This is a genomic window from Sphingobium sp. (assembly GCF_003248505.1).
Lineage (GTDB): Bacteria > Pseudomonadota > Alphaproteobacteria > Sphingomonadales > Sphingomonadaceae > Sphingobium.
Window position 1 is genome coordinate 162,843 of sequence record NZ_QFOA01000001.1, and the last position, 25,759, is coordinate 188,601.

Annotated in this window: 30 protein-coding genes; 10 read left to right on the plus strand and 20 right to left on the minus strand. The window is 66.8% G+C overall.

Going from position 1 to position 25,759, the window contains the following annotated elements:
• The first annotated feature begins 5 nt into the window (after positions 1–5).
• Both DI606_RS00695 and DI606_RS00700 read left to right on the plus strand, forming a co-directional pair.
• Positions 6–800, plus strand: coding sequence for an SDR family NAD(P)-dependent oxidoreductase (locus DI606_RS00695; RefSeq protein ID WP_293979105.1), 795 nt, complete (start codon positions 6–8; stop codon positions 798–800).
• Between the two features lie 56 nt (positions 801–856).
• Positions 857–1,003, plus strand: a complete 147-nt coding sequence (locus DI606_RS00700) for a hypothetical protein (protein ID WP_293978988.1) — start codon at positions 857–859, stop codon at positions 1,001–1,003.
• Between the two features lie 43 nt (positions 1,004–1,046).
• Here the strand turns inward: DI606_RS00700 and DI606_RS00705 are convergent, their stop codons facing one another.
• Positions 1,047–1,940, minus strand: coding sequence for a DMT family transporter (locus DI606_RS00705; RefSeq protein ID WP_293978989.1), 894 nt, complete (start codon positions 1,938–1,940; stop codon positions 1,047–1,049).
• Entirely contained in the window at positions 1,937–2,953 is a 1,017-nt protein-coding gene (locus DI606_RS00710; RefSeq protein WP_293978990.1) for a low specificity L-threonine aldolase, read from the minus strand. Before DI606_RS00710 ends, DI606_RS00705 begins: the two co-directional genes overlap by 4 nt.
• Positions 2,954–3,110: 157 nt before the next feature.
• Between DI606_RS00710 and DI606_RS00715 the strand changes: the two genes are divergently transcribed.
• Positions 3,111–4,202 carry a branched-chain amino acid aminotransferase gene (locus DI606_RS00715; protein WP_293978991.1) on the plus strand — a complete coding sequence of 364 codons (1,092 nt, stop codon included), beginning with the start codon at positions 3,111–3,113 and terminating at the stop codon, positions 4,200–4,202.
• Between the two features lie 126 nt (positions 4,203–4,328).
• Here DI606_RS00715 and DI606_RS00720 read toward each other — a convergent pair whose 3' ends face one another.
• From DI606_RS00720 to pgeF, 7 genes are all read right to left on the minus strand, one after another.
• Positions 4,329–5,309 carry a carbohydrate porin gene (locus DI606_RS00720; RefSeq protein WP_293978992.1) on the minus strand — a complete coding sequence of 327 codons (981 nt, stop codon included), beginning with the start codon at positions 5,307–5,309 and terminating at the stop codon, positions 4,329–4,331.
• A gap of 3 nt (positions 5,310–5,312) precedes the next feature.
• Positions 5,313–5,729: a hypothetical protein gene (locus tag DI606_RS00725; protein ID WP_293978994.1), complete on the minus strand. Its 417-nt coding sequence runs from the start codon at positions 5,727–5,729 to the stop codon at positions 5,313–5,315.
• A 322-nt stretch (positions 5,730–6,051) separates the two neighbouring features.
• Positions 6,052–7,128 carry an endonuclease/exonuclease/phosphatase family protein gene (locus tag DI606_RS00730; RefSeq protein WP_293978995.1) on the minus strand — a complete coding sequence of 359 codons (1,077 nt, stop codon included), beginning with the start codon at positions 7,126–7,128 and terminating at the stop codon, positions 6,052–6,054.
• 71 nt (positions 7,129–7,199) lie between these two features.
• Positions 7,200–8,024, minus strand: a complete 825-nt coding sequence (locus tag DI606_RS00735) for a phosphotransferase (RefSeq protein ID WP_293978997.1) — start codon at positions 8,022–8,024, stop codon at positions 7,200–7,202.
• A 32-nt stretch (positions 8,025–8,056) separates the two neighbouring features.
• Positions 8,057–9,364 (minus strand): AarF/ABC1/UbiB kinase family protein, encoded by a 1,308-nt coding sequence (locus DI606_RS00740; protein WP_293978999.1) that lies wholly within the window; start codon positions 9,362–9,364, stop codon positions 8,057–8,059.
• A complete protein-coding gene (locus DI606_RS00745) occupies positions 9,361–9,720 on the minus strand; it encodes a thiol-disulfide oxidoreductase DCC family protein (protein ID WP_293979106.1) in 360 nt (119 codons plus the stop codon). The genes DI606_RS00740 and DI606_RS00745 overlap by 4 nt, the downstream gene beginning before the upstream one ends.
• 101 nt (positions 9,721–9,821) lie before the next feature.
• Positions 9,822–10,580: a peptidoglycan editing factor PgeF gene (gene pgeF, locus DI606_RS00750; RefSeq protein ID WP_293979000.1), complete on the minus strand. Its 759-nt coding sequence runs from the start codon at positions 10,578–10,580 to the stop codon at positions 9,822–9,824.
• A 158-nt stretch (positions 10,581–10,738) separates the two neighbouring features.
• Between pgeF and DI606_RS00755 the strand changes: the two genes are divergently transcribed.
• Positions 10,739–12,301: an amino acid permease gene (locus DI606_RS00755; RefSeq protein WP_293979001.1), complete on the plus strand. Its 1,563-nt coding sequence runs from the start codon at positions 10,739–10,741 to the stop codon at positions 12,299–12,301.
• Between the two features lie 41 nt (positions 12,302–12,342).
• On the opposite strand, the gene DI606_RS00760 is transcribed toward DI606_RS00755, so the two are convergent.
• Complete coding sequence (locus DI606_RS00760; protein ID WP_293979108.1) at positions 12,343–13,611, minus strand: multidrug effflux MFS transporter; 1,269 nt, start codon at positions 13,609–13,611, stop codon at positions 12,343–12,345.
• A 195-nt stretch (positions 13,612–13,806) separates the two neighbouring features.
• Here DI606_RS00760 and DI606_RS00765 point away from each other — a divergent pair, with 195 nt between their 5' ends.
• A complete protein-coding gene (locus DI606_RS00765; RefSeq protein ID WP_293979002.1) occupies positions 13,807–14,103 on the plus strand; it encodes a hypothetical protein in 297 nt (98 codons plus the stop codon).
• Here the strand turns inward: DI606_RS00765 and DI606_RS00770 are convergent, their stop codons facing one another.
• The 5 genes from DI606_RS00770 to DI606_RS00790 are packed head-to-tail and all read right to left on the minus strand — an operon-like array spanning position 14,104 to position 17,331.
• Positions 14,104–15,234 (minus strand): GNAT family N-acetyltransferase, encoded by a 1,131-nt coding sequence (locus DI606_RS00770; protein WP_293979003.1) that lies wholly within the window; start codon positions 15,232–15,234, stop codon positions 14,104–14,106.
• On the minus strand, positions 15,227–15,949 hold the full coding sequence (locus DI606_RS00775; protein ID WP_293979005.1) for a glycerophosphodiester phosphodiesterase family protein: 723 nt from the start codon (positions 15,947–15,949) through the stop codon (positions 15,227–15,229). Before DI606_RS00775 ends, DI606_RS00770 begins: the two co-directional genes overlap by 8 nt.
• Positions 15,933–16,394, minus strand: coding sequence for a RidA family protein (locus tag DI606_RS00780; protein WP_293979006.1), 462 nt, complete (start codon positions 16,392–16,394; stop codon positions 15,933–15,935). The genes DI606_RS00775 and DI606_RS00780 overlap by 17 nt, the downstream gene beginning before the upstream one ends.
• A complete protein-coding gene (locus DI606_RS00785; RefSeq protein ID WP_293979007.1) occupies positions 16,391–17,047 on the minus strand; it encodes an HAD family hydrolase in 657 nt (218 codons plus the stop codon). The genes DI606_RS00780 and DI606_RS00785 overlap by 4 nt, the downstream gene beginning before the upstream one ends.
• Positions 17,044–17,331: a DUF3572 domain-containing protein gene (locus tag DI606_RS00790; RefSeq protein WP_293979008.1), complete on the minus strand. Its 288-nt coding sequence runs from the start codon at positions 17,329–17,331 to the stop codon at positions 17,044–17,046. Before DI606_RS00790 ends, DI606_RS00785 begins: the two co-directional genes overlap by 4 nt.
• A 71-nt stretch (positions 17,332–17,402) precedes the next feature.
• On the opposite strand from DI606_RS00790, the gene DI606_RS00795 reads away from it, so the two are divergent.
• Together DI606_RS00795 and DI606_RS00800 are read left to right on the plus strand one after the other, a co-directional pair.
• Entirely contained in the window at positions 17,403–17,765 is a 363-nt protein-coding gene (locus tag DI606_RS00795; RefSeq protein ID WP_293979009.1) for a response regulator, read from the plus strand.
• A gap of 137 nt (positions 17,766–17,902) precedes the next feature.
• Positions 17,903–19,780: a PhoX family phosphatase gene (locus DI606_RS00800; protein WP_293979010.1), complete on the plus strand. Its 1,878-nt coding sequence runs from the start codon at positions 17,903–17,905 to the stop codon at positions 19,778–19,780.
• A gap of 170 nt (positions 19,781–19,950) precedes the next feature.
• Here the strand turns inward: DI606_RS00800 and rpmG are convergent, their stop codons facing one another.
• A complete protein-coding gene (gene rpmG, locus DI606_RS00805) occupies positions 19,951–20,118 on the minus strand; it encodes a 50S ribosomal protein L33 (RefSeq protein WP_007687342.1) in 168 nt (55 codons plus the stop codon).
• Between the two features lie 200 nt (positions 20,119–20,318).
• Between rpmG and DI606_RS00810 the strand changes: the two genes are divergently transcribed.
• The 3 genes from DI606_RS00810 to DI606_RS00820 all read left to right on the plus strand — a co-directional run bounded on the left by DI606_RS00810 (position 20,319) and on the right by DI606_RS00820 (position 21,801).
• Complete coding sequence (locus tag DI606_RS00810; RefSeq protein ID WP_293979011.1) at positions 20,319–20,621, plus strand: hypothetical protein; 303 nt, start codon at positions 20,319–20,321, stop codon at positions 20,619–20,621.
• A 10-nt stretch (positions 20,622–20,631) separates the two neighbouring features.
• Complete coding sequence (locus DI606_RS00815; RefSeq protein WP_293979012.1) at positions 20,632–21,198, plus strand: TMEM165/GDT1 family protein; 567 nt, start codon at positions 20,632–20,634, stop codon at positions 21,196–21,198.
• A gap of 111 nt (positions 21,199–21,309) precedes the next feature.
• The gene (locus tag DI606_RS00820; protein ID WP_293979013.1) at positions 21,310–21,801 is read left to right on the plus strand and encodes a DNA starvation/stationary phase protection protein; all 492 of its coding nucleotides are present in this window, start codon (positions 21,310–21,312) and stop codon (positions 21,799–21,801) included.
• Positions 21,802–21,866: 65 nt separating this feature from the next.
• Here DI606_RS00820 and DI606_RS00825 read toward each other — a convergent pair whose 3' ends face one another.
• From DI606_RS00825 to cobS, 4 genes are read right to left on the minus strand one after another with little or no spacing between them, the layout of a single operon-like run.
• Positions 21,867–22,337 (minus strand): GreA/GreB family elongation factor, encoded by a 471-nt coding sequence (locus DI606_RS00825; RefSeq protein ID WP_293979014.1) that lies wholly within the window; start codon positions 22,335–22,337, stop codon positions 21,867–21,869.
• 43 nt (positions 22,338–22,380) lie between these two features.
• Positions 22,381–24,207: a cobaltochelatase subunit CobT gene (gene cobT / locus DI606_RS00830; RefSeq protein ID WP_293979016.1), complete on the minus strand. Its 1,827-nt coding sequence runs from the start codon at positions 24,205–24,207 to the stop codon at positions 22,381–22,383.
• Positions 24,204–24,626 (minus strand): OsmC family protein, encoded by a 423-nt coding sequence (locus tag DI606_RS00835; RefSeq protein ID WP_293979018.1) that lies wholly within the window; start codon positions 24,624–24,626, stop codon positions 24,204–24,206. Before DI606_RS00835 ends, cobT begins: the two co-directional genes overlap by 4 nt.
• 37 nt (positions 24,627–24,663) lie before the next feature.
• Positions 24,664–25,671, minus strand: a complete 1,008-nt coding sequence (gene cobS, locus DI606_RS00840) for a cobaltochelatase subunit CobS (protein WP_293979019.1) — start codon at positions 25,669–25,671, stop codon at positions 24,664–24,666.
• Between the last annotated feature and the right edge of the window lie 88 nt (positions 25,672–25,759).

The following is a 25,759-nucleotide window of genomic DNA, read 5'->3' on the forward strand; positions in this document are numbered from 1 at the left end:
GCGCGATGCCGGTCATGCTGATCCTGGGGCTGGGCTACACCGCCGGGCGGCTGGCGGAGCGGCTGCGGCGCGAGGGCTGGCATGTCGTCGGCGTGCGGCGCGCGGCGGGGCCGGAGACACTGGCGTTCGATGACGAGGATGCGGTGCGGGCGGCCATCATGGGGGCGAGCCATATCCTGTCCTCCGTGCCGCCGGAGGGCGAGGGCGATCCGGTCCTTGCGCGCTACGGCGACGCCATCGCCGCCTCTCCGGCGGTCTGGACGGGTTATCTTTCATCTACCGGGGTCTATGGCGATGCGGGCGGGGCCTGGGTCGACGAAGGCTGCGCCACCGGCACGCGCCGCCGCACCGCGCGAGCGGACGCGGACGCGCAATGGGGGGCGCTGCGCCGCGACATGCGCCGCTTTCGCCTGCCGGGCATCTACGGGCCGGGGCGGTCGGCGCTGGATCGCGTGCGCGAAGGGCGCGCGCATCGCATCGCCCTGCCCGGACAAGTGTTCAGCCGCGTACATGTGGACGATATCGTTGCGGGCGTGATCGCGTCGTTCCGGGGGCCGCCGGGCATCTTCAACCTGGCGGACGACCTGCCCTGTTCGCAAAACCGCGTGATCGAAGCGGCGTGCGATCTGCTGGGCAGGGGCTTGCCGCCGCTCCTGTCGATGGACGAAGCGCAGCTGTCGCCGATGGCGCGGGGCTTTTATGCCGAAAACCGGCGCGTGGCGAACGGGCGGGCGAAGCGGTTGCTGGGGTGGCGGCTGGTCTATCCGACCTATGCCCAAGGGCTGCGCGCCTGCCTCTAGAAACGGCTCGCCGCGTGGTTTACGGGCCGTTAACCGCTTGGCTCCACACAAGGGGCATGACCCGCTTCGACAAGAATTTCGCCGCCCTCAGCCATCGCATGACCGGCCTGTCCGCGCCTTCGGGAACGGGGCGGGGCACGATCCCGATCGCAAGCCTGATCGACCGGGTGAACGCGGCCAAGGCGCGTTACCAGCCGCGCTAGTCATCCGCGAGCATCGGGCATCGGATCGCAGCCGATGCTTCGATCACCGAGCCTTGGCGCGCAGGGCGATGGCCATGCCCGCGACTGCGAGCAGCGCGCCTGCAAGGGCGAGCGTCGACCAGCGATAGCCCTCCGCCACGGTCGAGATCAGCATGGCGATGACGGGGATGAGAACGCTGGTATAGGCTGCGCGGCCGGCGCCGATCCGCTGAATCAGGGTGAAATAGAGCGGGAAGGTGACGACCGATCCGGCAATGCCGAGCCATGCGACGCCCAGCAGATAGCCGGGGCGCGGATCGAAGACCGGCGGCCCGGTCGTGGCCCAGGCCAGCGCCGCGTCGAGCGCCGCGCCGATCAGCATCGCCCATGCGAGCACCGCCACCATCGGCAGCCGCCGCGCGATTTCCGTCCCCTGCATGACGTTCGCCGCCGAGGCGCTGAACAATCCCGCCAGGGAAAAGGCCACGCCCAGCAGCACCTTGTCCGGCTGCACGGCGGCGGCGCGATATTCGTGCAGCAGCATGAGGACGATCCCTGCGACCGCGACGACCGATCCGCCGATGAAAGCGCGGCTGACCGGCTGTCGGAAGAACAGATATGCCAGGATCGAATTGGGAATGAGCAGCATCGCGTAGATGACCGCGACCACGCCCGAGGTCAGATGATATTCGGCGCGATAGACGAAGTTGAAGTTCAGCACGAACTGCGTCACGCCGATGGCGGCGGCAAAGGCGATGCCCGCGCCGCCCAGCGACAGCGGCACGCGGCGCAGCCTGGCGAATATCGCCATCGCGATGCCCGCCAGCAGGAAACGGTAGCAGACCGACCAGCTTGCCGGGACGCTGCCGATCTGGTCGCGGATGACGATCCAGGTGGAGCTCCAGATAAGCGTGACGAGGATGAAGGGAACGACGATCCCGCCCTGCCGCCCGCTCACGGATCGAGCGCTTCGAGCGCGGCGGCGAGCGGGGCGACGGTGGTTTCGTCCTGCGCCCAATTGGTAACGAGGCGCGCCGCCCCTTCGCCCCAGTCGTAGAAATCGAAGCCCTGCTCGCGCAGGGTCGCCGCTTCCGGGGCGGTGAGGCGGACGAACAGCTCATTGGCTTCCACCGGATGCATCAGGCGGCCCGGAACGGCGGCGGCCAGCGCCTGTGCCGCGGCATTGGCGGCGCGGGCGTTGGCGAGCCACAGCCCGTCCTCCACCATGGCGAGGATTTGCGCGGCAAGATAGCGGCCCTTGGAGAAGAGATGACCCGACCGCTTGCGCCAGCGTCGGGCTTCGTCCGCGCGGGCGGATGCCTGCGGGCCGAAGAAGAGCAGCGCTTCGCCCACCATCCCGCCATTCTTGACGCAGCCGAAGGAAAGCGCGTCGACACCCGCGCGCCATGTGATGTCGGCGGGTGCGCAAGACAGATGCGCCACCGCATTGGCGAAACGCGCGCCGTCCATATGGAAGCCGATGCCGTGCGCACGGGCGAGATCGCCGAGCGCGGCGACTTCGTCGGGCGTGTAGACGCGGCCATATTCGCTGGCCTGCGTGATGCTGAGCGCGCGGGCGGGCGACTGGTGCACGTCGGGGCGGATGGCGGCGATCCGGGCGGCAACGGTGTCGGGCGTCAGCTTCGCACCGTCGCCGGGCAGCGTCATGAGCGTCGCGCCATGGGTGAAGAAGCCGGGCGCGCCGCATTCGTCCACGACGATATGCGCCTCTTCATGCGCGAGGATGCCGCCATAGGGCGGGCATAGCGTGGCGAGCGCGATGCAGTTCGCCGCCGTGCCGGTCGATACCCAGAGCGCCTTCAGCTCCGTTTCGAACAGGTCGCAAAACGACCTGTCGAGCCGCGCGCTCCACGCGTCGCCGTCATAGCCGCGGTCGGCGCGGTCGGCATCCGCGATGGCCGCCATCACCTGCGGGCTGACGGGGGTGGCGTTGTCGGAAAAGAAGTGCATGGCGCATGCGATAGCGGCGTCATGCGGGCGCGGGAAGAGGCCAGCGCGGCGGGGATGGCACTTCATTCGGCATATAGGTCAGTATAGATGACCCATTGTTTCATGCGTCGCTCTGTGACATAGGCGGCGCCTTCGAGCCAGAACAAGGAGACTCACCATGGCCGCCGAGCAGACGTCGCGCTTCACCGTCACCCGCAACAGTCAGGCTGTCGCGGCGAACGAGCGCGCGGTGCTTCTGGAAGACCCTGGCTTCGGACGGATTTTCACCGACCATATGGTGACCATCCGCTATACCGAAGGGCAGGGTTGGCACAGCCACAGGGTCGAGCCGCGCAAGCCCTTCGAAATGGACCCCGCCTGCGCCGTGCTCCATTATGCGCAGGAAATCTTCGAGGGCATGAAGGCCTATCGCCTGTCGGACGGGCAGATCGCCATGTTCCGTCCGGAGGAGAATGCGCGCCGCTTCGCAGCGTCGGCTGAACGGCTGGCGATGCCGGTGCTGCCCGAGGCGCTGTTCCTAGAAGCGTGCGCGGAACTGGTGAAGATCGACGGCGACTGGATTCCCGGCGGCGAGGGCAGCCTCTATCTGCGCCCCTTCCAGTTCGCGAGCGAGGCGTTCCTGGGCGTGCGGCCTTCGAACGAGTATATCTTTTGCGTGATCGCGTCGCCCGCCGGTGCCTATTTCAAGGGTGGCAAGAAGGCCGTGACGCTGTGGGTGTCGGAGCATTTCACGCGCGCCGCACGCGGCGGCACGGGCGCGGCCAAGTGCGGCGGCAACTACGCCGCGAGCCTGGTCGCACAAAAGGAAGCGATCTCGCACGGGTGCGACCAGGTCGTCTTCCTCGACGCTGCCGAGAATAAATGGGTCGAGGAACTGGGCGGCATGAACGTCTTTTTCGTGATGGAGGACGGGTCGATCGTGACGCCGCCGCTGACCGGCACGATCCTGCCGGGCATTACCCGCGATTCGATCATCCGCCTCGCACGCGCCAAAGGGCATGACGTGCGGGAGGAACTGTACAGCTTCGCCCAGTGGCGCGAGGATGCGGCGAGCGGTCGCCTGCGCGAAGCCTTCGCCTGCGGCACGGCGGCGGTGGTGACGCCCATCGGCACGGTCAAGAGCGCGAACGGAGACTTCACTGTCGGCAATGGCGACGGCGGGATCGTCACCGACACGCTGCGAGCCGAACTGACGGGTATCCAGCGCGGGACGGTGGCCGATCCGGCGGGCTGGGTGCGCACGCTGTAACCGGGCGAGATTTTTTAGGCCCGCCGGGCCTGCGTTGCAAAGCCCGGCCGGGATGGAACGTCCGGACCGAAGTCGCCGGGGCAATGGGCCGCGTTCGCCCTCCCCCGGTGACCCCGGCACCGCGCATCATATCAGGAACGTGACGGCCAGATTGAGGTTCACGGCCAGCGGCAGTTTGGGATAATATGTGCTGTGATACGTCAGGCCGAGCCCTGGCTGCAGATATATTCCCGAATGGAACCGGTAAGCGTAGCTGGCGGTGACGGACGCGGTGTCCTTGTCGGTATCCAGGCCCGGTGCGATGGCACGCAGCGCCGTCGAACTCAGCCGATTGTAGGTCGCCACGACCGAAGCCAGATCGAACGGTCGCGATTCGATGAGGCCGACGCCGTAGAGCCGGGCCTCGTAATATTGGCTGTAGAGGTTCTGCTTGGTCGGAGCGTAGTTGAAGCTCGCGCCTGCATAGAGGCCGCGGAAGGGACGCTTCCGGTCTGGCTGGGTAAGCTGCCGATCGCCCGACAGATACACAGCCCAGTTGTCCACATTGGCTCCCGTGCGGAAATCCTTGAAGTTGCAGGTGTTGTAGATGGCGCCGCCGCGGATCCAGGTCGACATCCGTCCGGGGCTTGCGGGCCGGTTGAAGCCGACCTCATCGACGAACAGCACTTTGGCGTCCGGTACGGAAAAGCGCAGGCCAAGGCCCTTGTTCTCGCGATATTCGGCGGGGCCGGCGCCCGGTGGAATGCTGCGCTGAATGCCGAATTTCGTGTAGAGGAAATTGTCCGCATTCAACCGCACGTTGATGGCGGGCGTTCCGAATATGGCATAGCCGAATCCGACCTGAACGGGGATTCGCGCAGTGGGGCCCAGGCTGCCGCCGGCAATGCTGCCGCCCACGGCCGGTCCGACATATTCGTTGCTATTGTCGAAATATCCGATCTTCAATTCGACATGGCCGTTGGCGAGCGTCTGATAATATCCAAGGTTCGCGATCCGGGCCGTGCGCGGACCGTTGATGCGCTCCAGCCCGTTGGTCGCGGCGGCTCCGACGATGAAGAACTGGCCATTGTCGATCCCGATCTTGCCCAGATCATATGTCAGGAACACTGCCTAAAGGCCGTTATTATAGGTCGGTTCCTGCCCGTTATAAACTTTGCGCCCCGAAATTCCGTCCTTCGCGACATTGTAGACGAAGCGGTTGGTGCTGAGCGCGAAGATTCCGACGCCGGCATCGGCCAGCGCCGACCGGACGCCGCCGGCATCTTTCAGCACCGAGTCCGCCACTTTCGGGAAGGGCATTATCCATCCTTTGAGCGAAAGATCGTCGAACCGCTTGTAGGGGTTGGTCGGCGGCGGCGCGTCCTTCTCCGGCAGAGCGGTCACGGTCGAGGGCACCTGTTCCGGCGATGGGGCCTGGGCCGCCACCTCGCCCTGCTCTGCGGACTGGGCGTGGGCGGGGACCGACAGCAGGGCGAAGGCCGGGACGGCGAAGGCAAAAGTTCTTGCGCAGAAATAAGAGTTTATCATTGGCTACCCTGTACAAAGCTACCAATGCCCCTAATGTCGATAAATCTGCCGGTGCCTGTCGGGCGATAGGTCGCGAGAGAGGATGGCGCTCCGCTCGTCGCTCAATCCCGTCGCCGGAGTTGCCGAAAAATTCAGCCTGTTGCGATGCACGCCGTCTTGCGAGCGACGAAGCGATGCGTGCCGGAGGGTGTCGACGCGTCGCGGCAGCGGCCTCGACAAGGCGATCCGTGCCGCCCCGGCGTCAAAACCGATGGGACCGGGGATGCGCTTCAGCGCCCGCTGGCCTTCCCCGACCGAGATATGGTCGGCGATCGCACGGAAATCACCGCGCGTGTCCGGCGTCCGCCGATGCCGTCCACGTCAATCGGAAGGTGACGCGCAGCCCGTCATGGTCGGACAGGCGTGGGCTGCCCGGCGCGCCGTCGAACATGGCCTCCACCCGGACAGGGACGATGCCCACCGTGCGACCCGGCGCAAAGAATTGCAGGTCCTGCGTATCCATCCATGGCGCATCGCCATCCCAGGACATGCGCACGTCGCACCGCGGGTTCGACGGGCAAAAGCGGTGCACCTCCGCCAGCGGCAGCTTCGCCGCGAAAGCATCGTGACGATCCTGGGAGCGCCGCATGTTGAAGTCGCCGCCCAGGATCAGCGGTGCGTCCGGCGCGCTATAGCGGCGCAGGAACATCGCCAGTTCCTCCGTCTGGAAGCGGTGGGCGGTCAGATGCCGCTCCAGCCTGACCTTGGACGCACGCTGCGAATTCATGTGCGTGTTGACGATGTCGACCGGGGTCGGGACGCCCGGCACCGCGATGCGGACCAGCAGGACGCCCTTGTTCGACAGGCAGTCGAACCCGGCGCAGGTCTTGCGCGAATAGGCGTCCATTTCCGTTGCGATGACCGGATAGCGGCTCGCGATGACGAGGCCCGAACCGGTCAGCCGGATGCCCAGTTCGCCCTTGGTCGGGCGCACGCGGCCCGTTCTTTTCGCGGCGACCCGCATCTTGCTAGTCTGCGTGCGGGTCGGGCCGCCCACCATCACCCGATAGCCGCTGCCCTTGACCGAGCGGATGGCGGAGCGGGAGAAGACCTCCTGGAACAGGACCACGTCGGGCGCGTCGCCGGACGCGTTCAGGGCTTTGAGGATTTTTCCGATCCGTCCCAGGTCGGACGCCCTGCCGCTGCGCGCGGGCCATTGCAGCCCCTCGATATTATAGGTGAGCACGTCGAGCGTGACGCCGGTCCCATCTGCAGCGACCGTGGGGTGGCGGGCGTCGGACGCGGCGGAGGGATCGTAACGCATGGCGGGAAAGCTGGAGCAGGCGGCCAGCAGCAGCATCGCGGGAAGGGACCAGCCCACCCGCCGCACGAGCGCTTGCCTCTTCTCTCCCCGCGTCATCGCGTGCCGCATCGCACGACGATAGACCGAATATCGCGCGGGACATAGGCGCCCCTCACCGCCATGTCGGATCACATCTGCGGCAGGCCCGCGCGCGCCAGCGCGGCGTTCAGGTAGCGGCGGAAGGCTGGCGTGCGGCCGGCGTCGCGGGCGCGCAGCCACGCCAGCGCCACGACCGGACGCCACCGGTCGAGCTCATCTGCGCCGACCGTCCCGCCCGCAAGCCAGGCGCGCAGCATCCGCCGCGCCGCCCAGTCGCGCCACAGGCCGGTGATCCAGTCGTCCGGCCCCACGCCGAAACGCATCAACATTTCGGACCGAACGGCGTCCGCCGCCCGATGCCCCGCCGCCGCCTTCGACCAGTCGATGACGGCCAGTCCCTGCGGCGTCATCATCGCATTGCCCAGGTGGAAGTCGCCATGGGTGAGCGCCTTGCCGTCGGGCAGCGATTCCAGATAGGCGATGGCCGCGCGTTGCAGCGTGGCGGGGGCCGGGCCATAGGCGATGTCGGTCGCGATCACCTGCTTCAGGTCGCGCAGGTCGGCAGGAGCGGGCGCGGCATGGATCGCGCGATGCATCGCGCCCATGCGGTCGATCATCTGCGCCGCCCGCATCGGATATTTCCTGATCCACGCCATCGCCGTCGGGCCTTCCAGCCGGGGATAGACGATGCCGCGCTGCCCGTCGCGGTCCTGTCGTTCGATGGCGGCGGCGGTCGGAATGCCGCAGCGGGCGGCATGGGCCGACGCGGCGGCTTCCCGTGCGATCATCTCGTCCGACACGCTGGCCCGGAACAGCTTCAGCACTCGCCCGTCGCCCAGATCGAACAGCTGCGCGCTCGCGCCCTCGGCGAAGGCGGGCGCGGCAAGCGGCGGCGAGGAAGGGCGAGCGTCCATCGCTTCTTTCCTGACGCCATGCGTTCCGGGTTTCAAGCCATCGTCCGCACCATGTCGATCAGCGGCACCCGCGCGCGCATCCGTACCGCGAGCAGCGCGGTGCCGCTCACCTTGCGCTGCACGAACAGCGTCTCGACCGGGGGCAGGTGCCAGAGGCTGCGGTCCTTCGCGACCGGCATCGCCAGTTCGCGCAGCCTGCCGACGAACGCGCGGTCGGCAAAGTCGAACAGGCCTGGGCGCAGCACATGATCGAGGATCACGTCGATCATCGCGTCCAGCCGCTCGCCATGGTTCGCAAGCAGGGCGGGCGAGACGAAGCCCACCTCCACCAGCGCCGTGCGCAGCGCCGCGCGATCCCCCGCCAGCCCGGCGCGCAGCAAGCCGCGATAGCCCTGCGTGGTATCGACCGGCACCGGTCGCGCCGCGCCGAAATCGAGCAGGACGATCCGTCCGCTGTCGGGCTGCCAGCGATAGTTGGCGAAGTTGGGATCGGTCTGCATATAGCCGAACACGAACAATTCATGCAGGACGAGGTCGAGCATCGCCGTCATCGCGGCGTCCCGGCGATCCTGCGGGGCATCGGCCAGCGTTTCGATCGATCGACCTTCGATAAAGTCCATGACCAGCACTCGCTGCGTGCTGCGATCCTCGACCGGCCGGGGAACGACGAAGCGGGCGTCGTCCTTCAACAGTTCGGCGTAGCGGCGCATCTGCGCGGCCTCACGGCGATAGTCCGCTTCCTCCTTGAGTTGCGCCTTCGCTTCGGTCAGCAGCGGCGCGATGTCGAGGCTGGCGGGGAGGAGACCCGACAGGCGCAGCAGGGTCGCGACATTGTCGACATCCGCATCGATGCTGGCGGCGACGCCGGGATATTGCACCTTCACCGCGACGACCCGCCCATCGGGCAGCCGTGCGCGATGCACCTGGCCGATGGAGGCCGCCGCGACCGGCGTCGCTTCGAAATGCGCGAAGCGGCTGCGCCAGTCCGCCCCCCATTCGGCGGCAAGCACCTGCTGAAGCTGACGGGGCGGCATATGGTGGGCCGAATCGCGCAGCTTCGCGAGGATCGCCGTCAGTTCGGGCGGCAGCATGTCGCCCGCGTCGAGCGAGATCATCTGCCCCAGCTTCATCGCCGCGCCCCGCAGGCGCGACAGTTGTTCGGTCACGCGCCCGACATTGCCGGGCGTCAGCAGCAGATCGGGCAGCTGGGGACGTTCGCCCCGCACCAGCCGCCGCGCCCCTTCCGCCAGGACGCCGCCTGCGACCCCGCCCGCCATCTGCCCGAAGGCGGCCAGTCGCGACAGGCGCGCCGAGGGCACCTTGCGATGCGGGCCGCTCATGCCGCCCACCGCTGCAACGCCGGGCGCCAGCGCAGGAAGCGGGCATAGGCGCGATCAAGCAGCCGCAGCATCGCGGGATGGCGCGCGAGCAGTCCCAGCGGGCGCAGCAGCGGGATCGCGCGCCACATCGCGGCAAAGGCCGCCGCTCCGCTCAGCATTTGCGTTCCCTCCCGCGCGTGGAAGCGGGCGAGCAGGGCGGCCCGGTCGATCGGGCAGGTGCCCTCTTCCGACGCCACGTCCACGAAAGCGATGCGCCCGCGCCGGTCGAGCCGCCGCATCAGCGCGATTTCGCGGCGGCAGAGCGGACATGCGCCGTCATACCAGACCGTGACGGCGGGGGGAGGAATATGGGCCATGGCTGACAGGTGGGGTGCACTTATTCCCGCGCAACGTGCCCGTTCGGCCATGACGCCGCGATACGGGCCGTTTTCACGCGGACGCCGCTCGCCGGAGTCGCTCAGGGCAGCGCGATCATCGAAATCTGTCGGCCATAGTCGCTTTCGCCCCGGTGGCAGGCGCGACGATAGCTGAAGAACCGGTCCGGCTGGCTGTAGGTGTCCTCGTCCAGCATCGCGATCCGTGCGATACCGGCCGCCGCCAGCCGCGCAGCGACATAGGCGGCAATGTCGAACTGGTGATGACCGGCCCGTCCCGGCGTGAAGAAACGCTCATTGTCAGGGTCGTTGCGGGCAAAACGCGCGGCGAAGGCGTCGTCCACCTCGTAGGAAGCGCGGCCGATGCAAGGGCCGATGGCGCAGGCGATGCGGTCCGCCCGCGCGCCCAGCGCCGCCATCGCCGCAAGAGTCCGGTCGGTGACGCCCGCGATCGCGCCCTTCCACCCCACATGGGCGGCACCCACCACGCCCGCCTCCATGTCGGCGAAGAGCACGGGAACGCAATCGGCGGTCAGAATGCCGAGGATCAGGCCGGGGCGGTTCGTCACCATCGCGTCGGCCTCGGGGCGGTCGGCCTCGGCTATGGGGTCGCGCACCGTCACGACATCGGGCGAATGCACTTGCCGCACAGTCACCAGCGCCGCGCCGGGCAACAGCGCGTCCGCCGCCAGATCGCGATTGCGCATCACCGCCTCGCGCTCGTCCTGCGACCCCAGGCCGACATTGAGCCCCGCATGAACGCCGCCCGACATGCCGCCGCGCCGCCCGGCAAAGCCGTGGGGCACCCCCTCCAGACCCGGCGCGCGCAGCAATTCGATCATGGGCATGGCTCCTTTGCGTCCGCCGCTCCCATCGACCGGCATGTCACAGCCGCGCAATATACTTGCGCGGCACGGATTAGGCGATAGTCTCCCCCTCCCATAAGCAAAAGAGGTGCGCGGCCGACGAGCAGCGCACCGGGCAATAGGGATAGAGTTGCATGATCTTCGGGCGCGTTAAGCCTCTGGACGCGATTTTGGCGACAGCGGAAAAGAAATCGCTGCATCGTTCGCTGGGCGCGTTCCAGCTTACCATGTTGGGTATCGGGGCCGTCATCGGCACCGGCATTTTCGTTCTGACGGCGGAAGCCGCGCAAAAGGCGGGGCCGGGCATGATGCTCTCCTTCGTCATCGCCGGTTTCGTGTGCGCGGTCGCCGCGCTCTGCTATGCCGAAATGGCGGCGATGGTGCCGGTATCGGGGTCCGCCTATACCTACAGCTATGCGGTCATGGGCGAACTGATCGCCTGGATGGTCGGATGGGCGCTGATCCTCGAATATGCGGTCGCGGCGGGCGCGGTGTCCGTGGGATGGTCCGGCTATGTCGTGGGCCTCATCGAACACAGCTTCCACCTCGACATTCCCAACATGCTGACACGCGGACCGTTCGACGGCGGCCTCGTCAACCTGCCCGCGATGCTGATCGCCGCGCTGGTCACCTGGCTGCTGGTCATCGGCACGAAGGAAAGCGCCACCGTCAACGCCGTCCTCGTCGCGATCAAGGTCGCCGCGCTCACGCTCTTCATCGCATTGTCGGTGCCGGTCATGAACATGGACGGCTTCACCCCCTTCGCTCCGCTCGGCTTTTCGGGCATTTCGGCGGCGGCGGCCTCGATCTTCTTCGCCTATGTCGGCTTCGACGCGGTTTCGACGGCGGCGGAGGAAACCAAGAACCCGCAACGCAACATGCCCATCGGCCTTATCGGCTCGCTCGCCTTCTGCACTGTCTTCTACATGCTGGTGGCAGCGGGCGTGATCGGAACGGTCGGCGCGCAGCCGGTGTTCGGCCCCGGCGGCGAAGTCCTCGCCCCCGGATCCACCGCGCTGTCGCAGCAATGCGCCGCGCTCGCCGCGCAGGGCCATGAAGCCGTCACCTGCTCGAAGGAAGCGCTCGCCTGGACGCTGCGCGAGATCGGCTGGCCCCAGATCGGCAACCTGCTCGGCCTTGCCGCCGGGCTCGCGCTGCCGTCGGTCATCCTGATGATGATGTTCGGCCAGACCCGCATCTTCTTCGTTATGAGCCGCGACGGCCTGCTTCCGGCCATGTTCTCGAAGGTGCACCCGGTCTACAAGACGCCGCACGTCATCACGATCCTGACCGGTATCTTCGTCGCCCTGTTCGCCGCCTTCTTCCCGGTCGGCATCCTCGCGGACATTTCCAACTCGGGCACGCTCTTCGCCTTTGCCGCCGTGTCGATCGCGGTGTTGCGCCTGCGCAAGACCGACGCGAACCGCAAACGCCCGTTCCGCACCCCGGCGATCTACGTCACCGCGCCGATCGCGATCCTGGGCTGCCTCTACCTCTTCATCAGCCTGGGCTTCGAAACCAAGCTGATGTTCGTGGGCTGGGCGGCGGTCGGCCTGGTCGTCTATTTCGGCTACAGCCGCAGCCGCAGCCATGTGGGTCGCGGCATCCTCGATACGGCGGAGGACGACGCGGACGTGCCGCCCCAGCCGGTGCCGCCGCTGCCGGGCGCGCCGACGCCGGGCGGCCGGGACGCCTGAGGGACGATGGTGAAACGGGGCGGGCAACCGCCCCGTTTGCGTTAGTGGAAGTCGACTTCGGGTTCGCGCAGCGCGTCGAGATGTGGCCGCGTAAACAGCTTACCCCGTTCCGCCCAGGCAACGATCAGCAGCGATCCCGACCCGAACACCAGCAGACCGACGGTAAATGGCAGGGTCGTGCCGTCGAACGCGCGCCCGACCAGGCTGCCCAGGCTTGCCGACACCGCGGTTGTCAGAAACGCTTGGAAGGATGACGCCACGCCCGCACCCCGGTGGAACGGCTCCATCGAAATGGAGCTGAAGTTCGACGCGGTGAAGGCGACGGTCAGCATCGTGAACGCCTGCAGCACCATGAAGGTGACCAGCGTTTCCATGCCGGTCAGGATGACGGTAAGGTGCACCGCCGCGATCAGGATGAAGGCGATCAGCGCGGTCTGGCTCATCCGCCGCGCGCCGAAGCGCGATACGAGGCGGCTGTTGATGAGGCTGCCGATCCCCATGCATCCCGCGATCATCGCAAAGCCCAGCGGGAAAAAGGCGCGGGCATCGAACACGTCGTAGAAAATCTGCTGCACCGACAGGATGAAGCCGATGAGGCCGCTCATCACCACCCCGCTCGCCAGCATGTAGCCGATCGAACTGCGCGTGCGCACCACCGTGCCGACCGCTTCCATAATGCCGCCGACGGTGATTCGAATCCGATTTTCCGGCAGCAACGTCTCCGGCAGGCGCAGCAGCATCCACCCCAGGATCATCGTCGCAAGGATCACGAGCACCCAGAAGATCCAGCGCCACGGCGCGAACCAGAGGACCGCCTGTCCGAAACTGGGAGCCAGCACGGGGATCAGCATGAATACCGCAAAGATCAGCGACATGACCCGCGCCATCGCATCGCCGCGAAAGCGGTCGCGGACGATGCCGACGGTGATGACCCGGCTTGCCCCTGCGAAGAAGCCCGCACTGGCCCGCCCGATCAGCATCATCGCGAAACTTTGCGCCCCCGCGCAGGCGATGGACGACAGGATGAACAGCGCCATCGCGATGCCCAACACTTTTTTGCGTCCATATCGGTCGGAAAGCACGCCAAACAGCAGCGACCCAATGCCCAGACCCATGAAATAGACGCTGATGATGAACTGCCGGTCGTTGGGATGGGGAATCGCCAGATCGCGACCGATGGCAGGCAGGGCGGGCAGCATGGGGTCGATGGACAGGGCGTTCATCGCCATCAGGCAGGCGCACAGCAGCACGAATTCATGGAAATGGATGTCGCGCGACAGCGCCGTAGGGGAAGCGGGCGTCTCAGTCATGGCGGGGCTATGGGGGGAAAGGCGGATCGACGCCAGTCCCGCCTCACGCTTTTTCCCCGCCAAGGACTGTCGCCGGACCGCCCTGCCGCATGGAAAATGCGGCGTTAACCATTTCTTTGCGCTTCTGCGGCCATTCTGTGAGCCATCGGAAAAGGGGCCGAAATCCGTTGGGCTAGGAATGACAGGGGTTAAGACATGGGCAACAGTATCAAGAGCGCGTTATTTCTGATGGAGGCCCGCGCGGCACGCGCGGCTTACGGTACGGCGGACGATTGTTTCGACCTTGGCGTCGCCTATAGCTGCGGCACCGGCGATCTGCCGATCGACTTGGTGGAAGCGCATAAATGGTTCAACCTCGCGGCGCTGCGCGGCAGCGAGCAAGGGCAGGCGATGCGGGCCGAAATCGCCGAGGAAATGACCGCGCGCGAAATCGCCGAGGCGCAGCGTGCCGCTCGCGCCGTTCTCGCCTCGATGCAGTTGCGCGCGGCCTGATCAGCCTTTCCTGAACGGCGTCCGTTCGGTCAGCCATGCGCGGTCGGCCTGCACGCCCGCACGCTCGTCCGCCAGAAACTGCGCGACCGCCCGGCGAAAGCCGTCGTGCGGAATATGGTGCGCCGACCATGTCGGTTCGGGGGCATAGCCCCGCGCCAGTTTGTGCCCGCCCTGCGCGCCCGCTTCCACACGGGCCAGCCCGCGCGCGATGGCGGCGTCGATCGCCTGATAATAGCATAGCTCGAAATGCAGGTTGGGCACGTCCTCGACGCAGCCCCAGTACCGCCCGTAAAGCGCGTCCGCGCCGACGAGGTTGAGGGCGCCGGCAATCGCCCGCCCGTCCCGCAGCGCCAGCATCAGCAACACCTTGTCCCCCATCGTTTCGCCCAGCAGCGAGAAGAAGGCACGGGTCAGGTAGGGCCGCCCCCATTTGCGCGCGCCGGTATCCTGATAGAATTGCCAGAAGATGTCCCAGTGCGCCTCGCCGATCTGCGCACCGGACAGATGCACGATCTCCAGCCCCTCGACCGCGCGCCGTCTTTCCTTGCGGATATTCTTGCGTTTTTCGCTCGACAGGTCGGCCAGGAAATCCTCGAAGCTGCCATAGCCGCGATTGGTCCAGTGGAACTGGCTGTCCTCGCGGATCAGCCACCCCGCCGCTTCGAACAGAGGCACCTGTTCGGGATCGACGAACGTCGCATGGGCCGAAGACAGCCCGTGCCGTTCGACCAGCGCTTCGATCCCCGCGATCAGCGCCGGACCCTGCGCCGGGTCGCGCAGCAGCAGGCGGGGGCCGGGCACGGGGGAAAAGGGCGATGCGACCTGAATCTTGGGATAATAGCGTCCGCCCGCCCGTGCCCAGGCGTCGGCCCAGCCATGGTCGAACACATATTCGCCCTGGCTGTGGCTTTTGCCATAGGCCGGTGCGGCGGCGGCGATGCGCCCGTCTGCGCCGTCGATCACCACGGGCAGCGGCTGCCATCCGCTGTCGCCGCCCACGCTGCCCGACCGTTCGAGCGCGACGAGGAAGTCCCAGCTGACGAACGGGTTGCCCGTCCCGGCGCACGCGTCCCATTCGTCCCGCGCGAAATCCGCGACTCCCGCCCCGATGCGCACCGTCACTTCATCCATCGGTGCGCTCGAAAATGATCTGGTCGGCGCAGGCGGCGGCCCGCGCACGATCGTCCGGGGTGCGGACGGTCCAGCTCAGCACCGGGATGCCCCCGGCACGTGCGCGGACGGAAAGGGCGGAGGGAAGGTCGCGAATGTCACAAGCCAGAAAATCGGGTTTCGCCAGCCAAAGCGCAAGGGCGCGTTCGATCCTGCCGCGCCAATCGCCCTTGCCCCGCTCCGTCACGACAAGCCCGCGCAGCTGTCCACATCGTTGTCGCTCAAAGCGGCGCACCACGCGCGGGTCGAAGGACATGATCGCCACCCGATTCGCATTTCCGCGCGCCATGTCCCCCGCCACCGCGCGGCAGAGCGGCCCTGCGTCGCATCCTTCCGCCTTGATCTCGACGAGCAGCGGAACCGCCCCGTCGCACAGCGTCAGCAGAGCGGACAGGCGCGGGATCGTGCCGCCATCGGGCAGGCGCACGCGGTCCAGCGTCGCCGCGTCGAGCGTGTCGATCCGCTCGGGCCTTCCCGTCATGCGGGCCAGGTCGCGGTCGTGAAAGACGAAGGGCACGCCATCGCGGCTCAGCCGCACGTCGCATTCGATGCCATATCCCGCGGCGACGGCGGCTTCGAACGCCGCCATCCCGTTCTCGCTGCGGCCCGCCCCGTGCAACCCGCGATGGGCGAAGGGGCGTGCCGTCAGCCAGTGGCCGTCAGGCCGGTCGGACAAGGACGATGGCGTCCACTTCGACGACGCTGCCCAGCGGCAGCACGGGCACGCCCACGGCGCTGCGCGCGTGCTTGCCCGCCTCGCCGAACACCTCGACCATCAGTTCCGAAGCGCCGTTCGCGACCTTGGGCTGATCGGTGAAGGAGGGCGCGCTCGCGATGAAGGCGCCCAGCTTCACGATCCGTTCCACCCGGTCGAGCGACCCGAGCGCCGCCTTCATCTGCGCGATGAGGTTGAGGCCGCAGATGCGCGCCGCCGCCACGCCGTAGTCGAGGTCGCGATCCTCGCCCAGACGCCCGGTCATCAGCCCTTCGGGCGCGAGCGCGATCTGGCCGCTGATGTGCAGCAGTCCGTTCGCTTCGACCGCAGGGACATAGGCCGCGACGGGGGCGGCGGGCTGGGGCAGGGTGATGCCGAGTTCGGCAAGGCGGGCGTCGATGCTCATGCGATGGCTCCATGGGATGAGGAAAGGGAATCGGCGGCAGGGCCTTCGGCGAAGCGCTCCCTGATCCAGCGTTCCGCCGACGCCCAGTCGTCGATCCGGGCGTGGGCGAAGGGGGCGGGGGGCACGTCGGCGGCGATGGCGGGTTCGCCCACCATATACAGCCGCCAGACGGTGGGCGCATGGGTCGCGACCGAATGGTGATGTTCGGCAAGATCGTCGACGAACACTGCGGTCTGCGCGCCATGCTCGGCGAGGATATCGGCCAGCGGACGGCCCTTGCCCCCCTGGTTCCAATGGACGGGCAGGCGCAGGCCATGGCTTTCCAGCTGCGCCGCGCGGGCTTGCTGGTGCCGCTGCGTGATGTTCGTGAGTACGACGATGTCGGCGATGTCCGAGAGGCGCAGCAGCGCCTCGACCGCGCCCGCGATCGGCGTCTGGCGATGCATCTCCGTCTCGAAAAAGCCGAGCAGCAATTCCCACACCTGCGTGCGTTCGACCGGCTCGCCGCTGTCCTTGTGCCGCAGCGCTTCGGCAAAGCCGCGCTCGCGCAGGTCGAAATGGACATCGTGCGTTTCGTCCAGCCACTGGCCGAAGGGAACGACCATGTGCAGCAGCACTTCGTCGCAGTCGGTGACGATAAGCGGACGGGTCATCGGATAAGGGTCTCCTGCGCCGCGATCAGCGCGGCGGGGGTGGTTTCTATCGCCTCGGCGCAGGCGACGAGGTCGGGTTCGTGGTCGGCAAGGAAGCCCAGCACCGCGCCCAGAATGGCGGGATCGCCCACCCCGGCGCGCAGCGCATCGGCATCCAGGCCCGTCAACGCCAGCAGCCGGTCCGCCCGCGCACCGTCGGCGACCGTCCAGGCGAGCGCCATCAATGCCAAAGTCGCGCTATCTCCTCCGCCATGCGGCTTGCCATTCGGTTTGTCGCAGCGCATGATCGGTCCTCGTGGGGGCTGTGGCTGTGCAACGCGCTCCAGGGTCTTTTTTCGGAAAACGCGGGTGACTGGTGGCAAAGCGCGTGCTCGTTGTCGAGGACAACGAACTCAATCTCAAACTTTTTTGCGACCTTCTGCGCGCGCATGGCCATGAAGTGCTGCCGCTGCGCGACGGACGCGACGTTCTGGCGCAGGCGCGCGCCTTCCTGCCCGACCTTGTCATCACCGACATCCATTTGCCCCATGTCAGCGGCATCGACCTCATCGTCTCGCTGAAGGGGGACGCCGCGCTCGCGCATGTGCCGATCATGGCCGTCACCGCCTATGCGGGACACGGGGACGAGGAACGCGTGCGCGGGGCAGGCGCGCAGGCCTATGTTTCCAAACCGATTTCGGTGCTGCGCTTCATCGAGCAGGTGAACGGCCTGCTGTAGCGGCGTCACGCGACTGTCACGCCCCTTTCACGGCTTTGCCGCCGTTCGGACGCCCTCGCGTCATCCCCATCTGCCAACCCCCCTCGCGTCACGGCGCGGCCTTTCGCCGACAGCCTGCACCACAGGGGTAAAAGATCATGTCTCATCTGACCGACGAGGCGCGCGCGCCCTATCGCGACGCGCAGCCCACCATCGAGCTTGGCGACACCAGTCTGGAAGCGATCGTAGCGGCCAATCCGGGCCGTCGCAGCGTTATCAAGAACGGCCTCATCGGCCTGTCGATGCTGCCCCTGATGGGATCGCTGGCGGCGTGCGGCGACGACGACAACGACACGTCCGGGCCCACGCCCACCCCGACGCCGACGCCCGCCCCGGCTCCCAGCTACGCCATCGCCTTCGGTCCGGTCGCGATCAACACCAACGACACGGTCACCGTGCCCAGCGGCTATACGGTCGACGTGCTGCTCAAGGCAGGCGACCTCGTCGAACCGGGCACCGCCTTCGCACCCGGCACCTTCCCGACCAGCGCCAGCCAGACCGCGCCCTGGGCGGGCGGCAATCATGACGGCATGGAATATTTCGAACTGTCGGGCATCGATGCCAACGGCGGCGGCCTGCTTGCGATCAACCATGAATTGCCCGACTACAACATCCTCTTCGCCAGCGCGTCTTACAGCGCGGCGACCGCGACGCAGGCGCAAAAGGAGATCGCGCTGTCGGCCGTCGGCATCAGCGTGATCGAAGTGGCGAAGGGCAGCGACGGCAAGTTCGCGGTCAAGGCGGGGTCGCGCTTCAACAAGCGGTACAGCGGCAACACCGACTATCGCGTGGGCGGCCCCGCCGCGGGCGTGGTGGGCACGACCATCCGCGGTATGCTCAACAATTGCTCCAGCGGGCGCACGCCCTGGGGCACCTACCTCACCTGCGAGGAAACGACGAACAACTATCTCGATCCGTCGCGCCCTGCCAATCAATATGGCTGGGTGGTCGAAATCGACCCCTACCAGGAACTCGCCCCCCCCACCAAGCGCACCGCCATGGGCCGTTTCTCCCATGAAAATGTGGCGCACATGACCGATGCCAACAATCGTGTCGCCTTCTACATGGGCGACGATTCGACGCCGGGCTGCATCTACAAGTTCGTGCCCGATCAGGCGTTCAGCACGACGAACCGCGCCGCCAACACCAATCTTCTGGACTATGGCACGCTCTATGTCGCGCGCTTCAACGCCGACGGCACGGGCGTGTGGCTCGCACTGGTGCAGGGGCAGAACGGCCTCGTTCCGGGCGCTGTCGATCCGGGCAATGTCAGCCAGTCGACCACGCCGCCCGCACCGGTCAAGCTGAATTTCGCCACCCAGTCCGACGTGCTCATCAACACGCAGGCCGCCGCCCGCGTCGCCGGCGGGACCATCATGGACCGCCCCGAATGGCTGACGGTCGCACCCAATCGCCAGGCGATCTTCTGCACGCTTACGAACAACAGCCGTCGCGCGGTGACCGATGCCGCCAATCCGCGCGTCACCAACCTGCACGGCCATATCCTCAAGTTCCGGGAAAACAGCGACTCGCCGCTGGCGACCGGCTTCACCTGGGAGATCTTCCTGCTGGCGGGGAACCCCTCGCTTGCCGAGGCGAACCTCAAGGGCAATATCAACGGCGACTATTTCTCCAGTCCGGACGGCCTGCGCATCGATCCGCAGGGGCGCCTCTGGGTCCAGACCGATCATAACCTCACCGGGACGGCGGGCACGCTCAACGGCAGCGCGGCCACGATGGTGCAGGCGTTCGGCAACAATTCGATGTATTATGTCGATCAGTCGACCAAACAGTCGAAGCGCTTCCTCGTGGGACCGGTCGGGTGTGAGATCACCGGCATCGCCTACACGCCCGACCTCAAATCCTTCTTCATCAACATCCAGCACCCGGAGGGCAACTGGCCGGTGGCGGGCCAGCCGCCCCGCTCCACGACCATCGTGGTGCGCCGCACGGACGGACAGCCGGTCGGCAATTGATCCTGCTTGAGAAACGGGAAAGGGAGCGTCCGCAGGGACGCTCCCTTTTTTCCGCCAGTCCATCGCGCCGTCGCACCAAAAGGCGAAAGGCCCGCTCCCTTGCCGGGGCGGACCTTTCGCCTTTTCAGGCAGCCGATCGGCGCGCGGGCGGACGATCCGCCCGGACGGCCTTACTTGATCTTGGCTTCCTTGAATTCGACATGCTTGCGCACGACCGGATCATATTTGCGGAAGCTCAGCTTCTCGGTCTTGGTGCGGGGGTTCTTCTTCGTCACGTAGAAGAAGCCGGTGTCAGCCGAGCTGACGAGACGGATCTTGACGGTTGCCGGCTTGGCCATGGCCCTATTCCCTGGTCTTTGAAATGCGTAAAAAGAAAAGCGGTTCGCCAATGGTGACTGGCGGACCGCCCGTTTCAGCCGTGCCCCATGATCGAGATTCGGCTGGCTGTCAAGGCTCGACGCTGTTCGGCGCAGCCTTTACGCGGCTTTAACCGCGCCGCGCGCATCCTGTCATCGACGGCAGAACGAGGGAAGTTGTCATGCGACATGATCCAGAACCGGCGCAGCTTGCGGACCTTGCCCGCCGCATCGACGCGCTCGCCGGGCAGGGGCATCACCTGACGGCCGCGCGCCTGTGCGACGAAATCGACGGCATCCGCCACAGCGCGCGGATCGCGCATCTCGACAGCGTCGAGGAACTGGCGGGCAGCCTGGAAACCGTGCTGTCGCTGAACGGCCTCGGCTGGGTGGTGCTGTCCTACCTCGACCGCATGCGCGATGCGGTCGGCGAACGCCTGTCGCGCGTGTCTTCGCCCGCGCCCGTCTCTGTCCTTCCGGGCTGAACGCTAACATATGGACGCGCTGCTGCTCGCCCTGCTGGGGTGCCTGTTGGGGGAGATCGGGGACAAGAGCCAGTTGCTGGCGCTCGTTCTGGCGACGCGATTCGACCGGGACGGGGCCATCATCGCCGGCGTCGTCGTGGCGGCGGTCGCCAATGCGGCCCTGTCCGCGGCGGCGGGCGCATGGATCGGCCCGATGATGGGGGCGGACGCGCGGCTTCTGTTTCTCGCCCTTTCCGTGCTGTTCCTGGGCGCAGGGATGGTGTGGCGCGTGACCCCGCCCGATCCGCTCGCGCGGTGGCGCATCGGCCCGTTCCTTACCAGCGCGCTCGGCCTCTTCATCCTAGGGTTCGGCGACGGGCCCCAGTTTCTGATCCTGGGCATCGTCACGCGCACCGGCGATCCCGTGCTTGCCGCGATCGGCGGCGCTGCGGGCATCGTCGCCGCGCTGGTGCCGGTCGTGCTGCTGCGCCAGAGGTTCCTGTCCATACTCCCGATCCGCGCGATCCGGCTGGCGGGCGGCGCGTTGTTGCTGGCGACCGGCGCGATCGTCGCCCTGCAGGCGACGGCGCTCGTCTGATCGACGCAGTCCATCACGCTGATCGGCAAACTGCGAGAAAAAATCCGGCACCTTATCGCGCAAAGATCATTATATGTCCGAAACCAGTTTCCTGCATCACGGAGGACATCAATGACCGCGCCCGATCTCAAGACGCCCACCGACCTCAAGAGCAACCAGACCAAGACCGTTGCAGAAGCGCTGAACGGCGCGCTCGCGGACAGCTATGCGCTCTATCTCAAGACCAAGAATTTCCACTGGCACGTATCGGGACCGCATTTCCGCGACTATCACCTGATGTTCGACGATCAGGCGACGCAAATCCTCGCGACGACCGATCTCATCGCCGAACGGGTGCGCAAGACCGGCAATACCACGCTTCGTTCGATCAGCGACATCAGCCGTCATCAGACGATCAAGGACAATGACGCCGAATTCGTCAGCCCCGTCGACATGCTGAAGGAACTGCGCGACGACAATCTCGCGCTGGTGGAAACCTTCCGCGCGGTGAAGGCTGCGGCGACCGAAGCGGGCGACAATGCGACCGAAGGCATCGTCGACGACTGGACCGATCAGGCCGAAGAGCGCGCCTGGTTCCTGTTCGAGGCCGCACGAGGCGCCTGACGGCGCAAGGCTCTACACAAAGCCCGCCGGAGCGATCCGGCGGGCTTTTGCGTGGCCCCGCGCGATCAGTCTTCCCGCAAGGGCGCGACGGCGACGATCTCCACCGCTTCGGCTCGTCCGGCGAAATCGACCCGCTCGCCCGGTTCGGCGTCCATCATCGCGCGCGCGAGCGGCGAGGAAAAGCTGATCCGTCCGTCATGCGGATCGGCTTCGTCGTCGCCGACGAGTGCCACCATATTGTCCTTGCCGTTCAGCCGGTATGTGACGTGCGTGCCGAACGCGACCGCTTCGTCGTCCGGCACGGGGCGCAACTCCGCCGTCGCCAGCCGGGTGCGCCAGTATCGCAGGTCGCGGCGATGCTTCTTCGCGGCTTCCTCCTCCATTGCGCCCGTATCGACGGCTTCCAGCGCCGCGACCTTCTCCCGCGTCAGCCGAAGGCCGCGCGCGGTCACCCAATTGGGGCCGGGCGGGATCGGCAGCTCGAATTTGGGCTCCATATGCTCGTCGTCGCTCTCGCGACGAAAGGCGACGCTCATCTCTCTCTCCTGACAATGTCCGGAACCGGCCCGTGACGGGCGGTCAATCCTCGTCGAACAGCCCGGCCAGCTGTTCCACCATCGTGCCGCCCAGCTGTTCGGCATCCATGATGGTCACGGCGCGGCGATAATAGCGCGTCACGTCATGGCCGATGCCGATGGCGACCAGTTGCACCGGGGACCGGTTCTCGATCCATTCGATCACCTGCCGCAGATGCCGTTCCAGATAGGTGCCGCTGTTGACCGACAGGGTGCTGTCGTCGACCGGCGCGCCGTCCGAAATGACCATCAGGATGCGGCGTTCCTCGGGCCGGGCGATCAGGCGGGCGTGCGCCCACAAAAGCGCCTCCCCGTCGATATTCTCCTTGAGCAGCCCCTCGCGCATCATGAGGCCCAGATTCTTGCGCGCGCGCCGCCATGGATCGTCCGCCTTCTTGTAGACGATGTGGCGCAGGTCGTTCAGTCGGCCCGGCATCGGCGGGCGGCCTGCGGCGAGCCAGTCCTCCCGCGCCTGTCCGCCTTTCCACGCACGGGTGGTGAAGCCCAGTATCTCGGTCTTGACCCCGCACCGCTCCAGCGTGCGCGCCATGATGTCCGCGCTGATCGCCGCGATGCTGATCGGCCGCCCGCGCATCGATCCCGAATTGTCAATCAGCAGCGTCACGACCGTGTCGCGAAACTGGGTGTCCCGTTCGATCTTGTAGCTGAGCGAGCGTGTGGGATCGATCACGATCCGCGCCAGCCGGGCGGCGTCGAGCAGCCCTTCTTCCTGGTCGAAGTCCCAGGACCGCGACTGCTGCGCCATCAACCGTCGCTGAAGCCGGTTGGCAAGTTTCGTCACCGCGCCCTGAAGGCTGACGAGCTGCTGGTCGAGGAAGCCGCGCAGGCGCGTCAACTCGTCCTCGTCGCACAGTTCCTCGGGCGACACCACCTCGTCGAACCTGGTCGTATAGGCCTTGTAATCGAAGCCGGGCGGCAGGTCGGACATGGGGCGGTTGGGGCGGACGGGCATCATGCCTTCCTCGCCCATGTCGTCCGCGCCCTCTTCGCTGTCGGCGTCGAATTCGTCGCTATAGTCGGTGTCGCCGTCCTCGGTGTCGCCGCCCTTGTCCTCGGCGCGCGCCTCGGCGTTCATGTCGCTGTCGCCGGCGTCTTCCTGCCCGCTTTCGCCCTCTTCCTGCTGGTCCTCCTGATCCTCGCCTTCCTCGTCGCTCTCCGGCTCGTCGGTGTCGGGAGGCACGTCGGCGTCGATCAGTTGGAGATGCTCCAGCATCGTCGTGGTGAGCCGCTGGAAGGCGCGCTGGTCGTCGATCGCGAGCATCAGCGAATCGAGGTCGCCGCCCGCCTTGTCCTCGATCCACCGGTCGACCATCGCGACGCCCGCCGCCGCATCGCCGGGGATCGCCTGTCCGGTCAGCCGTTCGCGCACCTTGAGCGCGAGCGCGGTGGACAGCGGCACTTCGTCGGCGGCGCGGGCGCGGCGAATGGCATCGGATTTCAGCCGCAGGTCGAGCGCATGGTTGAGGTTCGCGCGCACGCCCGCCATGGATCGCGATCCGATCGCTTCGACCCGCGCCTGTTCGACCGCGTCGAAAACCGCGCGCGCGACGGCCTCGCCCGGCGCGGAGGCCGCGTGGACGCGCGCATCGTGATGCCGCAGCCTGAGCGCGGAGGCGTCGGCAAAGCCGCGCGCCAGCGCCACCTGATCGGCGGGCAGGGCGCGACCGGGCGTCGGCACCTTGATCGCCTTGCCCACGGCGTGGGGGTTGTCGGCGGTGAAGCCCACTTCCACATCCGTGTCGCGCGTGATCGCACGGGCCGCGCCGGACAGCACGTCCTTGAACGCGTCGAGGGGCGAACGTTCGGTCACCGGCCCTCCGGCCCTGCGACGCGCGGGACGGCGATCGTCTCGATCTGGGTCTCCACCTCGCTCATCAGCTTGTGGATCGGGCATTTGGCGGCAACGGCGATCAGCTTGTCGTGCTGATCGTCGGTCATCGGGCCGGTGACGGCGATGCGGGTGGTGAGCTTGTAGACGCCCTTGCGCTCCTCACTCGCGTCGCGGACCACGCCGACATGGATGTCCTCGACCGGGATACTGTTGCGCTGCGCATACCAGAGCATCGTCATCGCCTTGCACGCGCCGAGCGACGCGTCATACAGGTCATGCGGGTCGGGGCCGCCGTCATGCCCGTCGGGCGCGGCCATGTCGGCAACAATCTCATGCCCCCGGATGCTGATCCGGTGCGCGGTGCCGCCCACGCCATCGATCCGTTCGACGACGATCATGCGCTGCCTCCCGCCATCCATGGACCGGGACGCACGTTCAGTTCGCCCGGCTCGCCACGCTTTCGGGCAAATCCTTGCCGAAGACGCGCTGATAATATTCGGCGACCAGCGCCCGTTCCGCCTCGTCGCATTTGTTGAGGAAGGACAGGCGGAAGGCGAAGCCGACATTCTTGAAGATCAGAGCATTCTGCGCCCAACTGATGACCGTGCGAGGCGACATGACGGTGGAGATATCGCCGTTGATGAAGCCCTGCCGCGTCAGTTCGGCGACCTTGATCATGTTCTCGACTTCCTTGCGGCCGCCCTCATGATCATATTCGCCCGACTTGGCGAGCACCACCTGCGCTTCGGTCGCGGCGGGTAGATAATTCAGCGCCACCACCAGATTCCAGCGGTCCATCTGGCCCTGATTGATCTGCTGCGTGCCGTGATAGAGGCCGGTCGTGTCGCCCAGGCCCACCGTGTTGGCGGTCGCGAACAGGCGGAAATGCGGGTTGGGACGGATCACCCGGTTCTGGTCGAGCAAGGTCATCTTGCCGTCCGTTTCCAGCACGCGCTGGATCACGAACATGACATCGGGGCGTCCCGCGTCATATTCGTCGAACACCAGTGCGACGGGCCTCTGCAACGACCATGGGAGCAACCCTTCGCGGAATTCCGTCACCTGTTGCCCGTCCTTAAGCACGATGGCGTCGCGCCCGACGAGGTCGATGCGGCTGATATGCGCGTCGAGGTTGATACGGATGCACGGCCATTTGAGCCGCGCCGCCACCTGTTCGATATGGCTCGACTTGCCGGTGCCGTGATAGCCCTGGACCATCACGCGCCGGTTGTAGGCGAACCCGGCCAGGATCGCGAGCGTGGTGTCGGGATCGAACACATAGGCGGGGTCGAGGTCCGGCACCCGTTCGTCGGCCTGGCTGAAGGCCGGGATCTTCATGTCGACATCGACGCCGAACATCTCGCGCGCGTCCACCTCGCGGTCGGGCGCGTCGAGCAGCGTGTCGGCGCGGGCGTCGGGCTGGACGTTGGAAATGTCGGTCATCGGGCGGTCAACTCTCTGCGATTTGGCTCAGCCCCTAGACGAAAGATTCGGGCCGTGTCGATAGAGTGGGGGCGATTGCAACGCCAAT

Coding starts and splice junctions, on each gene's coding strand:
- DI606_RS00780 (WP_293979006.1), bottom strand. CDS start 16,394: ATGAGCATCGACGCCCGCCTTGCCGAACTCGGCATCACCCTGCCCCAG.
- DI606_RS00815 (WP_293979012.1), top strand. CDS start 20,632: ATGGACGCGCTGCTGCTCGCCCTGCTGGGGTGCCTGTTGGGGGAGATC.
- cobS (WP_293979019.1), bottom strand. CDS start 25,671: ATGACCGACATTTCCAACGTCCAGCCCGACGCCCGCGCCGACACGCTG.
- DI606_RS00760 (WP_293979108.1), bottom strand. CDS start 13,611: ATGACTGAGACGCCCGCTTCCCCTACGGCGCTGTCGCGCGACATCCAT.
- pgeF (WP_293979000.1), bottom strand. CDS start 10,580: ATGATCGAATTGCTGCGCGCGCCGGGTCTGGAGGGGGTGCCCCACGGC.
- DI606_RS00715 (WP_293978991.1), top strand. CDS start 3,111: ATGGCCGCCGAGCAGACGTCGCGCTTCACCGTCACCCGCAACAGTCAG.
- DI606_RS00825 (WP_293979014.1), bottom strand. CDS start 22,337: ATGAGCGTCGCCTTTCGTCGCGAGAGCGACGACGAGCATATGGAGCCC.
- rpmG (WP_007687342.1), bottom strand. CDS start 20,118: ATGGCCAAGCCGGCAACCGTCAAGATCCGTCTCGTCAGCTCGGCTGAC.
- DI606_RS00730 (WP_293978995.1), bottom strand. CDS start 7,128: ATGACGCGGGGAGAGAAGAGGCAAGCGCTCGTGCGGCGGGTGGGCTGG.
- DI606_RS00740 (WP_293978999.1), bottom strand. CDS start 9,364: ATGAGCGGCCCGCATCGCAAGGTGCCCTCGGCGCGCCTGTCGCGACTG.
- DI606_RS00710 (WP_293978990.1), bottom strand. CDS start 2,953: ATGCACTTCTTTTCCGACAACGCCACCCCCGTCAGCCCGCAGGTGATG.
- DI606_RS00820 (WP_293979013.1), top strand. CDS start 21,310: ATGACCGCGCCCGATCTCAAGACGCCCACCGACCTCAAGAGCAACCAG.
- DI606_RS00785 (WP_293979007.1), bottom strand. CDS start 17,047: ATGACCCGTCCGCTTATCGTCACCGACTGCGACGAAGTGCTGCTGCAC.
- DI606_RS00745 (WP_293979106.1), bottom strand. CDS start 9,720: ATGGCCCATATTCCTCCCCCCGCCGTCACGGTCTGGTATGACGGCGCA.
- DI606_RS00725 (WP_293978994.1), bottom strand. CDS start 5,729: ATGATAAACTCTTATTTCTGCGCAAGAACTTTTGCCTTCGCCGTCCCG.
- DI606_RS00790 (WP_293979008.1), bottom strand. CDS start 17,331: ATGCGCTGCGACAAACCGAATGGCAAGCCGCATGGCGGAGGAGATAGC.
- DI606_RS00810 (WP_293979011.1), top strand. CDS start 20,319: ATGCGACATGATCCAGAACCGGCGCAGCTTGCGGACCTTGCCCGCCGC.
- DI606_RS00835 (WP_293979018.1), bottom strand. CDS start 24,626: ATGATCGTCGTCGAACGGATCGATGGCGTGGGCGGCACCGCGCACCGG.
- DI606_RS00755 (WP_293979001.1), top strand. CDS start 10,739: ATGATCTTCGGGCGCGTTAAGCCTCTGGACGCGATTTTGGCGACAGCG.
- DI606_RS00765 (WP_293979002.1), top strand. CDS start 13,807: ATGGGCAACAGTATCAAGAGCGCGTTATTTCTGATGGAGGCCCGCGCG.
- DI606_RS00770 (WP_293979003.1), bottom strand. CDS start 15,234: ATGGATGAAGTGACGGTGCGCATCGGGGCGGGAGTCGCGGATTTCGCG.
- DI606_RS00700 (WP_293978988.1), top strand. CDS start 857: ATGACCCGCTTCGACAAGAATTTCGCCGCCCTCAGCCATCGCATGACC.
- DI606_RS00735 (WP_293978997.1), bottom strand. CDS start 8,024: ATGGACGCTCGCCCTTCCTCGCCGCCGCTTGCCGCGCCCGCCTTCGCC.
- DI606_RS00800 (WP_293979010.1), top strand. CDS start 17,903: ATGTCTCATCTGACCGACGAGGCGCGCGCGCCCTATCGCGACGCGCAG.
- DI606_RS00695 (WP_293979105.1), top strand. CDS start 6: ATGCCGGTCATGCTGATCCTGGGGCTGGGCTACACCGCCGGGCGGCTG.